This is a genomic window from Rhizobium terrae (genome assembly GCF_003425685.1).
Taxonomy (GTDB): Bacteria; Pseudomonadota; Alphaproteobacteria; order Rhizobiales; family Rhizobiaceae; genus Neorhizobium; species Neorhizobium terrae.
The window spans coordinates 1-12,292 of sequence record NZ_QJKM01000005.1; the positions used below are offsets into that span (position 1 = coordinate 1).

A 12,292-nucleotide genomic window follows, 5' to 3' on the forward strand; every position below is an offset into this window, starting at 1 on the left:
CACCGTGCGCGATCCAGCGGCAGGTCGCGAGCTCCCTGATCTGGCCCTGGTCCAGCGATGGCTGTGCCTCGAAGTCGAACCCGCCCAATTCGCGCACGAACGGGAACTGCGCCAGCTTGCTCGACATCGATATCCGCCGCTCGTCGCGCCGGGCAATCTCGCGCGACACCAGGAAAGCCAGCGCCTCGCGCAAGGTCATCTTCGAACGGGCCGCCTCGTCCAGCAGCGTGTCGAGCTGGTCGCGGATCGCCGTCAGCTTCAGCCGATCGAGTGTTGCGATCAGTAAATCATGGTCCACGTTCGTCATCACCAGCCTCCTCCGACCACCGCCTCATACTCCGCAAGCGGCCGCAGCAAGACAGCGGGAGCGATCTCGATGGCTTCTTTACGTACCGGCCCATCGAAGCCGGCCACGCCAACAAAATGAGCCCGGTCCACAATCCGTTGTCGTCGCCCCCGGCACAGGGGATGGTCAGCGACGACCTGGCCGGCATGCCGGATGATGACGCGGCCGGCCAGCACAACGACTTGAACGCTTTCACCGATCAGGCGCCAAGGGACCGAGTAGCTGTTGGTATCAAGGTCGATCGCGCAATCGGCTTGAACCTTGCGAACCAGATCCCGCAATTGTCCAAAGGGTGCCCGTCCGGCCAGTGGGCGGAGCGCCTTGGCTTCGTCGGCAAAACGTTCCGCCGGTTTGACACCGGTGGTACCGTGTTCACGCTGATCGGCAACTTCGCGTGTCCATCGATCCAGGTGCGCTTCGAACTCGGCCCAGCTCTCGAAGCGCCGGCCGGCGATCGCGTTCTTCTTGACGTAGCCGACCCCGCGCTCGTCTTTTCCTTTCGTTCTTGCCCGATACGGCGCGCAGGCCCGCGGCGTGAAGCCCCAATAACGGGCAAAAGCATGCAGTCGCGCGTTGAATCTCACCTCCCGCGTCACCGCATCATGATGCTCGACCAGGGCCTTCGCGTTGTCGATCAGCACTTCCGCCGGAACCCCGCCGAACCGCAGGAAAGCGCCTTCCATGCCTTCAAACCAGTCCGCCTGGCGCTGTCTCTGCGAAACCCGGGTATGCATCCGGCGCGAATAGCCAAGTGTCCCGACAAATACATGAATCCGCACCCGCTCGCCGCCGATCCATACCCGGGTGTCGCCGAAGTCGATCTGCATCTGATGACCAGGCGCAGTCTCGTAGCGCACGGTCGCTCTCTTTTGCGCCGTCAATTCCCGCCGCCATTGCCGCACCCGGCGTTCCACCGACCGCAAGCTGATAACGATCCCGTGCTCGCTCGCCAGTTCCTGGCGAATGACGTCCGCGTTGCCCTCGTGACGAAAAAAACGCTCACGCAACCAATCATCGAGCCCGTCCAGCGCCGACACGCGCGGGCGGCCACGATAAGCAATGACGCCACCTTCCCGAAGGTAACGGCGAACCGTATTGCGGGCGCACTTGAACTCCTTGGCTATCCGTTTGGCACCCCAACCATTCTTGTGCAGACGCACCATCGACATCACTTCGTCGGCCTCAAGCATCGCCTCACCCTGCATCCCTCTCGACAATGCAGGATTCACCGAAATCTCAATCGTCATCTATTGCTCCTCTCAAAACAGAGGGGTCACTTCTTTATGCCGTCCGGGGGTCAATTGTGCATGTCGCCCGACACCCTGGTCCGCTCTATCCTTCCATTCTGAACACATCTGTCATCCCACCGGCGTCGCCGAAATAGATGGTGGAGTTGAAAGCCGTGGCTGCGAGGCGTCGTCAACTGGAATGATACGTTGCTCCGGCGCTCTTCGTTTTTCGGCCCTGAGGTCAGCATCGAAGAAAAAGCTGGTCTTGCCCGTGGGTATTCCCACACCCGCTCGCTGGTTCCATTAGAGAACCGAACGCCTCCGCGCCCGCCCACCGATGCCGGTTGCGGTCAGGGCACTTGACCGGACAGATCGCCTGATCTTGTCTCGGTTCACCGCCGCTGTGGCGGCTGGAACGGCAGTGGACATTGGGTCTCCACCCAACGCCATTTGGAGATTTGATCTTAGCGCAAGCCACCTATAAGCTCGTGCAGAACATCCCGGAAGGTCACCACCTTTAGCAGTTGGCCATCCGGGCTTGTTATCTCGATTGAGCCACGTTGGACGACCTGGCCGAGCCTTATCTTCTCTGCAATGAGCGACCTTGCACCCTCCTTCGCCTCGGCGATTGCCGCGGCAATATCTGCGAGATCGGATCCATCGGGATCCTCCATCAGGATGTCGGCCTCTCGGATATGGAAGAAGTAGGTTGCCATCGCGTACGAACAAAGTCCTTCGGTTGGAGGTTCCCGAACCCTTGGAGCGATTGTCCACGCAGCGGGGACGTTCAACCATCCAATGAGCCGGTGAGTGGGACAATATTGGAAGCGTCTTCGCGAAGTTCGCCGAGTAGCCTTTCGTACTCCTCCTCTGGTTTCCCGTAGGCGTCGCGTGCGAATTCTTCAAGAGCTGCTCTGTTTCTGATCACTATGCGGCCCCTCTCGGAGCGGATGAAGTGGTTTCCCTCGAGAACGTGAAGTGAGGTCGTCACCGATGGGCGTCGAACAGCCAGCATGAGGGAAATGTATTCGTGTGTGAGATGTAGCTCGTTTCCGTCAATCCGGTCGTGGCACATCAACAGCCAGCGAGCTAGCCGCTCATCGATATTGTGGGCAGCATTGGACAATGCCGTGAAGGTAACCTGCGTGGCGAGCGCTTGAGCGTAGCAGGCGAGAATGTGGGCAAATAGCGGGCTTATATCCATCGCTTCACGAAACGCGGCAACTGAAATCCGATGCCCCTTGCCCGCCACTTGCATGACGATTTCATGTGGGCTGACGTCGGATCCGACCGCGGCTTGCACGGGGGAAAAGCCGTCGCGACCAAACAGACCGGCTTCTGCCTTGTTGCCCTCCGGCGAGATGGCGACGATCGAAGCGATACCCCTGTCAGGGAAATAGATCTGTTCTATGGAACCGCCCGCCGGTGCGATCAGGAAATCTTTCGGCAGATCGATTGGCTTCAAATGCGCACTGAATAACGAGAGCTCTTCCGGCGGAAGCCGGCGAAGAAGATCGTTCTGTATGGAAAACATGTGTTCGGGCACCATGGTGCTCCTCCCAGCGTTCGCAGGCGGGAGCACGTACCAACCCTCAGTCGTCAGCGCCTACAAATTCGGTTGCTGACGATGCCACTGAGATAGGCCGATGGTTCAGGAAGTCAATCCATTGCCCAATGTCACTATCGGTTGGGATGCTCGGCACTGCGCCTGTTGACGAGCCTGAGAGACTTATCGGCGTGGATATAGATCTCTTCCCACTGTTGGCCGAACTGGTCGCGGAAACGATGATGCACAGGGCTCTTATCGGTGCCCGCCTCAGCTTTGTTGGAGGTTGCCCGCATAGATCAGGCTCCCGGGACGGTTGAATACCATTTTCACCGGCCGCGCAACCGTGAGGATCAGGAAGAGGGTGAGGGCGAGGGGCTTCATATTCGCTGCTTCCAGTGAAATGCGCGATGGAGCGAGCCGAAGTGAATGCGGGGTTGTCTGCCGGGTGTCTCGATCTCATAGTCTGCAAAGCGGCCCGCCGGAGCGGGTCCGTCGACTGCTCATGGATTGGACGCCGCGAGAACCTCGGTTACGAAGATCTCTGCCATGGAGGCATAGACGTCGTCGCGGCGGTTCATCGAACATGGATGGCAAAGGATTGTTCGTGATCATCATAGTTCTTGCGACCCGTCATCAGGCAAATGCCACCCTGCTTCGAGCTGACCGACTTAGGCTGGGGAACCTGTACCCCTGCGGTTTGTTCGTTGCCCACATCAACTTTGTCAGTCAGTGAAGCTTACAAAAGAACCTCGGAACCCAGGTGGGACGTGTGGAACAACACGAGACTATGCGCCAGCTTCTCAATGCTCTCTCGGCCGAACTACGCCAACCGCACCGGGCATTCCCGACCGATGACTTGAGGAAAGCTGCCAACAATATGGCCACGGTCCTCACCATTCTCGCGAATAAAGTACCTCTACCGGAGAAGGAGACAGTTGAGACCTTCGTAGGAGCGGCACAAAAGATTCTCGCCCGGTCAACGGTCGTCCAGTGATGGCGAGGTGGAAATATCGGGGTTCCCGCTGAAGACTGAAGACCCTGTTCCTCACTGGTCGATTGCGTGAGGAGAAGTCGTTCCGGCTTCGTTGTTCAAGAACGCCTGGAACGGCCTCGATCCAAATATGGCGATAAGCGCCGCGAGGAAGACCACGGTCAGGATGATGATGTTGCGCTTGCCCATGGTGCAATTGTACTCCGGCTCTCTCGGGGCCTTCCCAAATCGCTGCGGTTTGAGAGGGCTTTCGGATGGGACTTCCGGCAGCACCCATTCAGCTTGCTTCAAGGCGCATTGATGCTCGGAAGGAGGTTTCGACGTCCCTGCGCCGCTTCTCGTCGAGTGGTTCGATATCGGTTGCCCAGAACTTGCTCGCCTCGGCGGGCTCATCCTCCCACAGGCGGGTGTTGACGATATTGTCGTCGATCTTTGATTTCCTGCGATCCCCAAGCCGCAGATACTCCTCCGCCAATTTCCGTGTCTCGGTCATCTCTGTCTCCTGACATCCCCAAACGGCGGGCAAGGCCGGAGGACATTGCCGTGGGAGTTTCGGTGCGGGCGTTGATGCGCCGTCGAGCGGCATTCTTGCCCTCTTTTGTCAACTCGAACGCGGCTGCGCCGGTCTCTTCTGCTTCAACCCTTCATCCGAGTGGTCGGATTTCTTCTCGGTTGACTTCTCGCGCTTCAGCTCGTTTTCGACAGTCTGCCTTGAGCCTTCCGCCGGATCCTCGTCTTTGGAATCTGCCATGTGCTTCTCCTGAACAGTTACGGCCCAACCGCGGAGGATCGCAGATGTTCCTGCGGGGGCAAGGAGCGGGCCTGGAACTATCGCCGCTCGCTGCAGTTAGTGTGCCGCCACAACCAGGGAGAAAAATCCAATGGCAGATACCTCTGAAATCCGCTCCATCTTCGTCACTGGTCTCAAGAACGCCCATGCCATGGAAAATCAGGCCCTGTCGATCATGAAGCCGCAGGTCTCCCGGATCGAAAACTACCCCGAAGTGGCGGCTCGACTTGAACAGCATATCCGTGAGACAGAGGGACAGATCAAAAGGCTGGAGGATGTGCTTGAGAGTCTCTCGGAAAATCATTCGGCGCTAAAGGATATGGCACTGTCTTTCACGGGCGGCATGGCGGCGATGGGCCACACTGCGGCCGGTGATGAAATCATCAAGAATTCGCTCGCGAATTTTGCCTTCGAAAATTATGAGATTGCCGCCTACAAAGCCCTCATCACCATCGCCGAGCATGGCGGCTTTCCGGGGCCGGCGCCTGCGCTGAAAACCAATCTCGATGAGGAAATCGCCATGGCGAAATGGCTTGACGACAACCTGAAGAGCGTGACGATGAAGTTCGCCTCATTGAAGGAAGCAGGCGAGAGCGCAAAGATCTGATCTGCCAGTCCCCCACGCGGGAAGTAGTAGCGGCTTTCTCCAATCCTGCGTTACTGGAGGGCCCTTCTCAAGCAATGGCTCATCAGTCGTCATCGCGGTTCCTATTGAACTTGGGCAAAACCTTCCGCCCGAAGGCATTGATGAATTCAGATTGGTTGCGGCCGACATTGTGGATGTAGATCTGCTCGAAACCCATGGCGGTATCGTCCTCCAGCCATTCGATGTGCCGGCTTGGGTTGGCCGAGATGCGCACATGCTGGTCCATGTCCTCCGGCCGCACCTTCGTGCAGGCGCCGTCGAATTCCTCCGGTAACCGAAGCGTCTGCGAGATCGCTGCTGGCACCGCATTGCTTCGCCATTGATCGAAGGCGTTCGCCAGGGCCTCATCCTCGGTATCGGCATAGGAGACGTGAACCTGCAGATAGAGCGGCTTTCCTTTCCCACCGCCGCGCCGGAAAGCGTCGATGATTTCCCGCAGGCTTTTCCGCGGCTGGTTGATCGTAATCAGCGCATCGGCCCAGTGTCCTGCCCATTCCGCGGTCTCGGGCGACAAGGCGCCCACCGCGAGACGAGGCGGCTCTTCGGGAAGAGTGTGAATGCGCGCCTCGTCCACCTTGATCGGTCCGTCCCGGCTGACAAGCTTGCCCGACCACAGATCGCGGATAATTCCGGCTGCCGCCTGTAGCCGTTCGTTCCGCTCCCGCTTCGAAGGCCAGCGCTCTCCGGTGACGTGTTCGTTCATGGCTTGGCCGCTGCCGACAGCCGTCGTTTGGAGATTGGCGAGAAGACGGTCGAACAGACGCGATAGTTCCGCTTGTCCCTCTTTCGAAAAATTCAATTCTCGCCGCAACCGCTTGGTGAGATGGAAGGCGATGAAGTTGAAGAATGCCGCCCAGACAACGGCATATTGGGGCCGCAGGACGCGGGTCGACACTATGGTGGCGATAGAGTTGGCGGCGTCGTGCAGGCCATTCAGGAAGTCGAAGAACAGGGCAACGACGATCAGGCCGACGAGCAGGGGCAGGGCGAGGGTGGCATCCATCAGACGTTCTCGATGACGATGCCGCTGATCTCGTTGGCGACATCCTCGAAGCGATCGACTACCTTTTCCAATTCACTGTAGATTTCATTGCCGATCATGTAGGCCATGACGTTGCCCATCGATCCGTATCGCTGGAACAGATCTTTCAGCCCCTGGTCATGAAGCTCGTCCGACCGCCCCTCTACGCGGGTAACCTCCTCGGCGATAATCGCAAGGCGCGACGCATTGGAGCCGATCTTGTTGAGAAGCGGGATTGCTTCCGCAATAAGGTTCGCCGCCTTGACGATCTCACCACCCATCTCCTGCATGAGCGGATCGAAGCTCGCCTGCTCGAACAATCGGATCGTCTTGACCGTCTTGTGCATCATGTCGATGGCATCATCCATCGACTGGATGAGGTCCTTGATATCCCCACGGTCGAAGGGCGTGATAAAGCTGCGCCGGACGGCCAGGAGAACCTCGCGGGTAATATCATCTGCCTCGTTCTCGAGTTCGACGATGCGTTCGCAATTTTTCTGAACATCATTGCCTTGGAGGAGTTGATCGAGCGCGTAGGCTGCTGCGACGACGGTCTTCGAGTGCTGGCAGAGCATATCGAAGAACTTATCTTCCCTCGGCATCAGCCTGCGAAAAATGCTCATCATGCTAAAGCGGCCTCAGATCGAACCTTCTGTCATACATGTGTCATAAACTCGCTCAGGCAATTGAAGCAACATGGAAAATCCGACAGGCTGGATTGATATGAACTCCACAAACCCAAGCCGGAAAAGCAAGCCCAAGAAGTCGCAGGGGTGATGTCAGATTAAGTTCTTGAAGTACGCCTTCGACAAGACGCGTGGCTCCTGCAGCTGTCTCGGCCACGTCCTTCCAATGCGCGATTGCCTGAGGCGGTGTAGGTGAACGGCGATAGCTGAGTGTCTCGAACGAGGCGGCATGTAGAGATTTCGGACTGGCGAAAAGACGCTTGTGAAGCGTTGCAGCGCGCCTGGCGAGCGAAACCGTTGCATGGGCCGCTCCCGTTTTCGCAGTGGTAAATGCGAATTTTCAGCGCGATTGTTCAGTCCCTTGTGTGGCCGATGCTCGACCGTAGGCATGATCTGACGCTGTGCCGCGCCATAGGAACGAAGCTTGTTGGTGACAATGCGCTTCGGCAGGCATCCCTGCTTCTTCAATCAACCGGATCAGCAGGCGTTTGGCAGCCTTGGTGTTGCGGCGGGTCTGGACGATCTCGTCGAGCACGTAACCGTCCTGGTCGACGGCACGATGATCGTCGCCGGCACCTTGTGCAACAAGATGGCGCCTGCATTGCGCAAGGTCTACGATCAGATGCCAGAGCCGCGTTACGTGATCTCGGTGGGCTCTTGTGCAAACGCGGGGGCTACTATCACTACCCTTATTCCGTCGTTCGCGGCTGTGATCGGATCGTTCCCGTGGACGTATATGTTCCAGGCTGCCCGCCGACGGCGGAAGCGCTTCTCTAGGGAATACTTCTCTTGCAGTGGAAGATCAGGCACAGGGGCACGATAGAGCGGCAAGCCGCGCTCGTATCTTTGTACAGCCTCGGCGAAGACGATCTTCCGCCTGGTTGGCGCTGGGCAAGGATACCGTGCGGCGGGCGGTGGGGGATCGTGGGCTGCGCTTTCATCTCAGGGGGTGAGCACAACCTTGATGCAGTTGTCCTTCTTGTCGCGGAAAGTCTCGTAGAGGGTAGGACCATCTTCCAGCGTTGCCCGGTGGGTAATGATGAAGCTCGGGTCAATCTCCCCGTCTTCGATCCGCCGCAACAGGTCGAGCGCGTAACGGTTCACATGAGTTTGCCCGGTACGGATCGTCAGCCCTTTATTCATCGCTGCACCGAAAGGAATCTTGTCGAGGAAACCACCATAGACACCTGGCACCGATACGATTCCGCCGGGCCGGCAGGCCATGATGGCGGTTCTCAAAACATGCGGCCGGTCGGTTCCAAGCAGGGCCGCCGCCTTGACCTTGTCGACCAAGGCATCGAAAGAGGCAGTGGCATGGGATTCCGCGCCGACAGCATCAATGCATTTGTCAGCGCCGTGGCCGCCGGTCATTTCCTTGATGCGATCCGGAATCGTCCCATCCACCTCGTCGAAATTGATGGTTTCGGAACCGGCCTGTTGCGCCAGCGCCAGCCGCTCCGGCACGTTGTCGATCGCGATGACGCGGGCCGCGCCCTGCATCAGCGCGCTCTTGATGCAGAATTGCCCAACCGGGCCGCAGCCCCAGATGGCAATGATATCGGTCGGCTCGATTTCGCAATTGGCCGCCGCCATCCAGCCGGTCGGGAAAATATCGCCAAGGAAAAGCGCCTGTTCATCCGTCATGCCGTTTGGAACAACGATCGGCGAGACATCGGCATGGGGCACGCGAACATATTCTGCTTGCCCCCCGGCATAGGCGCCGGTGAGATGCGAATAGCCAAAGAGGCCCGCCGTTGGATAGCCGAACGCTTTGATCGCATTGTCTGCATTTCGGTTGGTGCGTTCGCAGACTGACCAGTTGCCCTTGAGGCATTGCTGGCATTCGCCGCAGCAGATCGTGAAGGGAACTACGACGCGGTCGCCAACCTTGAGCTTCTTGTTGTCGCGGCCGACTTCCACGACCTCACCCATGAATTCGTGCCCGAGGACATCACCCTTTTCCATGAAGGGAATATATCCGTCCATGAGATGAAGGTCGGAACCACAGATCGCGCAGGACGTCATCTTGACGATGACGTCGCGGCCGTCCTCGATCTCGGGATCCGGAACGCTGTCGCAACGGATGTCTCCCTTGCCGTGCCAGCACAAAGCTTTCATCAGTGTCTCCTCTCGATTGATCAGGAAGCGGCGGTGTCTGGGGCCTTAACGTTGGTGGTGATGATCAGCATCAGAGCCAGCACGCCAAGCACGTAGAATGGCCAACGGAGGACTGCCGATATCCCGTAGATGGTCGGCAGAACCAGAATTAGGATGCCGAATAGAGCATCGAGCAATAGATGGAACTGAATCCTCAGGAAAACGGACGAGACCCAGCTCAGAGTCGGTGATCGCACTGTGGAGGAGAACGATCGCCCCGAGAACCACTATGGTGGCTTGGCACCATCGAGACCCAGGAGAAACGGAAGAGCAATCACGAGCAAACCGACGACATAGTCGGCGATTCCATGTGCCATAGTGGGAATGAAACGCACGGATGCTCCTGATAACCGGTAATGTGGACCGCCAAACCGCAGAGGCGACCATTTGTTCCGCCTGTGCCCTCCACCTACAACGGCGTCTGCACGGTCACACCGTCCTTTGGAGTGGCCGTCGCGAATCATGTCTTGATCCAGTTGAGGCAGCCGGCGGGGATGATCGAATCGCCGACCAACAACGCGCCATGGCGATAAAGGTCACTCCGCCGCGCGCCATTCGAAAGATCGATCGCCCATAGCTGCTCGGACTGGTCGACCCAAACTATTCGCCCATCGACGGCTTGAACTGCGGCATAAGCTTCGGCCGAGGTTATACCAGGCCGGAACATCACCATGACCGTCGACTCTTTCGGGGCAGGCAGTGCGGCGAGCGGCCCCGCCACCATCGCCGCCAGCACAAGGCCAAAAGGAGAACGGGCCGTCCGTCCCCCAGACGCTGAGCCGCCTCCGCGTATGATCCAGCCGATTACCAGGGGGACCAGCCCGAAAACCATCAACCAGAGCAAGTCCCAGAACAGAGGGTTATCGACCTCCATGCGGATGCGGTGAATGCCGAGGACCCAGTGCGAGAGAAGGGCGTCAAGAACGTGCCAGATGCCAAATCCGACGATCGCGTTCGCAAGCAACCGGCGATCAGCGCCCGCGCTGGAGAACTCTCGCCGGGTATGGGCCAACAGCCAGAGACCGACGCCGGTGATGACATACATCAGGATGTGGAAGAGGCCGTCTGTCAGGATGAGGATGCGGATATCCTGGCGCGCTTCCTCAATCCCGCTCAACAGATGGTGCCACTGCAATATCTGATGCAACAGAATGCCGTCGAAGAAGCCGCCCAAACCAAAGCCGAGTGCAAGCCCTGCCAGCTCAAAGTGCCTGGAGAATGGCCGTCCCGGATTTGCGATTGCGTCAGCCAAAATCCTTCTCCCGCAACGCTTGGCGGTTGAATCGCTTCCCGATGCGAACTGAGGTCAGCGATGGGGGAACCTGCTATCTTTAAATCCCGCCGTGGCTGCGGCGAGCATCACGTCCTCATCCCGGTCGGATTCGCTACTCGTTGAGATCCTCGGCCATCTGGAGGTGATGTTCCAGCGCTGGGCGGGTCTTGGCCGCCCACGCCTTCAGTTCCACATCCTCGCCCTCTTCGCCATATCGCTTGAAGAGATCGACCGCATCTTCGTGGACGTCTTCCTGGTCCGAATGGTATTGCTTGGTGAAGTCGTCGCCCTGCAGCTTCTTCAGATCGTCCAGCATGCTCTGATGAGCGGAGGACATCGCCGTCGGAATAGTCGCCTGAACCTTGCCGCCGATAACAAGGCTCTTCAGTTCATCCGACGTCTTCTGATGATCCGTCAACATCTGCTGTGCGAAAGTCTTCGTTTTGTCGTCCGAACGTTCGACCGCCAGTTTGCTGGACTCAATCTCGAACATGTCGCTGCTCGCCGCTTCGGTGACGAAATCCTGCGTCTTGGGTGCGACGCCCATGACCGAGTTGACGCCAGACTTTTCCGCGGCGGATTGCGCGAAAGCGGCGGAGCCTGCAGTAGCAAGGATGATGGATGCGTAGATAAATGCTCTCATGACGACCTCCTGTTGAACCAAGGGGCGAACCTTCGGCGCGTCCTATGGTTCCCGGCAAGGAGGAACTTTGAGCCGGCACCAGGACTTATGGCTTTGGCATTCCGGGAGGTTTCATGACAGATTGATCAGGGTGCCCGTCGCGGATATTGCCGCCCGACTTGAGGCGATGACACAGGACGAGGTTTCTTCCACCATGAGCGATCTGGATCTGCGAGCGAAGGCGAGGAATGCGAGGAGGCCCTGTCACGGATCGTATCGGTCGAGGAAGAAATCAAAAGGCGCTTTCCAGATCATCTGCTGGCGCCATATCGCGAGTGGAAGAGATCCGAAGCGCTGCCAGGACGCGGGGTCGGATAGCCCCCTTGCGCCGACGCCTTTCACACAGGTCGTTTAATTGGCGCTGAGAGTGACATCGGAAGCTTATGATATACTTCATCAGCGACACCCATTTTTCAGATCCGCGCGTCCTGCGGATAGACCGTCGGCCGTTTCCCGACATGGTGGAGCACGACGTCGCGTTGATCCGGAACTGGAATGCGATCGTCGACGAAGAGGATGAGGTTTGGCATCTGGGGGACTTCATGTTCGCGCGAGGAGGCGATTGCGACCAGCTCCTGTCGAGGCTGAACGGGCGCAAGCATCTGGTCATCGGCAACAACGACCCCGTGACGACTGCGACCGCGGCGGGCTGGGCAAGCGCCCAGCATTACGCCGAGATCCTTCTTGGCGGCCACCTGCTTGTCCTTTGTCATTACCCATTCCGAACTTGGAACAAGATGGGCAAGAAGTCGATCAATCTGCACGGCCATTCTCACGGCAGGCTGAAACCTATGCCTCGGCAGTTCGATGTCGGCATCGACGCACGCGGCCTGAGACCCGTCTCTCTCCAGACGTTGCTAACCTCATCGAGGCAGAGCCGACCGGACGATGGCGGCGATTCAGCCCCGATCGACCGATGACG

The 12,292-nt window shown here is 58.4% G+C and carries 13 protein-coding genes and 5 pseudogenes; 3 read left to right on the forward strand and 15 right to left on the reverse strand.

The window, feature by feature from the left end; genetic code table 11:
* The 7 genes and pseudogenes from istB to DMO26_RS33630 form a co-directional block, all read right to left on the reverse strand.
* Nucleotides 1-307: pseudogene (gene istB / locus DMO26_RS10125) on the reverse strand (IS21-like element ISSme2 family helper ATPase IstB); the annotation flags it as partial.
* Nucleotides 307-1,593 (reverse strand): IS21 family transposase, encoded by a 1,287-nt coding sequence (istA, locus tag DMO26_RS10130; RefSeq protein WP_117191955.1) that lies wholly within the window; start codon nt 1,591-1,593, stop codon nt 307-309. The pseudogene istB and the gene istA, both read right to left, overlap by 1 nt.
* Nucleotides 1,594-2,039: 446 nt before the next feature.
* The gene (locus tag DMO26_RS10135; protein ID WP_117191956.1) at nt 2,040-2,291 is read right to left on the reverse strand and encodes a DUF6894 family protein; all 252 of its coding nucleotides are present in this window, start codon (nt 2,289-2,291) and stop codon (nt 2,040-2,042) included.
* 71 nt (nt 2,292-2,362) lie between these two features.
* Nucleotides 2,363-3,124, reverse strand: coding sequence for a Crp/Fnr family transcriptional regulator (locus DMO26_RS10140; protein ID WP_226951252.1), 762 nt, complete (start codon nt 3,122-3,124; stop codon nt 2,363-2,365).
* 1,045 nt (nt 3,125-4,169) lie between these two features.
* Nucleotides 4,170-4,304, reverse strand: coding sequence for a hypothetical protein (locus DMO26_RS34795; protein WP_264319354.1), 135 nt, complete (start codon nt 4,302-4,304; stop codon nt 4,170-4,172).
* Between the two features lie 98 nt (nt 4,305-4,402).
* Nucleotides 4,403-4,608, reverse strand: a pseudogene (locus tag DMO26_RS10150) (hypothetical protein).
* Between the two features lie 108 nt (nt 4,609-4,716).
* Entirely contained in the window at nt 4,717-4,866 is a 150-nt protein-coding gene (locus tag DMO26_RS33630) for a hypothetical protein (protein ID WP_162894803.1), read from the reverse strand.
* Nucleotides 4,867-4,996: 130 nt separating this feature from the next.
* Between DMO26_RS33630 and DMO26_RS10155 the strand changes: the two genes are divergently transcribed.
* Nucleotides 4,997-5,512, forward strand: coding sequence for a ferritin-like domain-containing protein (locus DMO26_RS10155; protein WP_117191959.1), 516 nt, complete (start codon nt 4,997-4,999; stop codon nt 5,510-5,512).
* A gap of 82 nt (nt 5,513-5,594) precedes the next feature.
* Here DMO26_RS10155 and DMO26_RS10160 read toward each other — a convergent pair whose 3' ends face one another.
* From DMO26_RS10160 to DMO26_RS10170, 4 genes and pseudogenes are all read right to left on the reverse strand, one after another.
* Complete coding sequence (locus DMO26_RS10160; RefSeq protein ID WP_404947037.1) at nt 5,595-6,362, reverse strand: LLM class flavin-dependent oxidoreductase; 768 nt, start codon at nt 6,360-6,362, stop codon at nt 5,595-5,597.
* A 15-nt stretch (nt 6,363-6,377) separates the two neighbouring features.
* Nucleotides 6,378-6,554, reverse strand: a pseudogene (locus DMO26_RS35055) (inorganic phosphate transporter); the annotation flags it as partial.
* A complete protein-coding gene (locus DMO26_RS10165; protein ID WP_117191961.1) occupies nt 6,554-7,198 on the reverse strand; it encodes a DUF47 domain-containing protein in 645 nt (214 codons plus the stop codon). The gene DMO26_RS10165 and the pseudogene DMO26_RS35055, both read right to left, overlap by 1 nt.
* Nucleotides 7,199-7,397: 199 nt before the next feature.
* A pseudogene (locus DMO26_RS10170) lies at nt 7,398-7,889 on the reverse strand (IS6 family transposase); the annotation flags it as partial.
* Between DMO26_RS10170 and nuoB the strand changes: the two are divergent.
* A pseudogene (gene nuoB, locus DMO26_RS10175) lies at nt 7,818-8,035 on the forward strand (NADH-quinone oxidoreductase subunit NuoB); the annotation flags it as partial. The pseudogenes DMO26_RS10170 and nuoB overlap by 72 nt on opposite strands.
* Nucleotides 8,036-8,200: 165 nt before the next feature.
* Here nuoB and DMO26_RS10180 read toward each other — a convergent pair.
* The 4 genes from DMO26_RS10180 to DMO26_RS10195 all read right to left on the reverse strand — a co-directional run bounded on the left by DMO26_RS10180 (nt 8,201) and on the right by DMO26_RS10195 (nt 11,331).
* Entirely contained in the window at nt 8,201-9,376 is a 1,176-nt protein-coding gene (locus tag DMO26_RS10180; protein WP_117191962.1) for a zinc-dependent alcohol dehydrogenase, read from the reverse strand.
* Between the two features lie 20 nt (nt 9,377-9,396).
* On the reverse strand, nt 9,397-9,552 hold the full coding sequence (locus tag DMO26_RS34360; RefSeq protein ID WP_226951253.1) for a hypothetical protein: 156 nt from the start codon (nt 9,550-9,552) through the stop codon (nt 9,397-9,399).
* Nucleotides 9,553-9,875: 323 nt separating this feature from the next.
* On the reverse strand, nt 9,876-10,667 hold the full coding sequence (locus tag DMO26_RS10190) for a DUF2243 domain-containing protein (protein WP_226951254.1): 792 nt from the start codon (nt 10,665-10,667) through the stop codon (nt 9,876-9,878).
* 133 nt (nt 10,668-10,800) lie between these two features.
* Nucleotides 10,801-11,331 carry a DUF4142 domain-containing protein gene (locus DMO26_RS10195; protein ID WP_117191963.1) on the reverse strand — a complete coding sequence of 177 codons (531 nt, stop codon included), beginning with the start codon at nt 11,329-11,331 and terminating at the stop codon, nt 10,801-10,803.
* A gap of 422 nt (nt 11,332-11,753) precedes the next feature.
* Between DMO26_RS10195 and DMO26_RS10205 the strand changes: the two genes are divergently transcribed.
* Nucleotides 11,754-12,290 carry a metallophosphoesterase family protein gene (locus DMO26_RS10205; RefSeq protein WP_117191964.1) on the forward strand — a complete coding sequence of 179 codons (537 nt, stop codon included), beginning with the start codon at nt 11,754-11,756 and terminating at the stop codon, nt 12,288-12,290.
* Nucleotides 12,291-12,292: the final 2 nt, after the last annotated feature.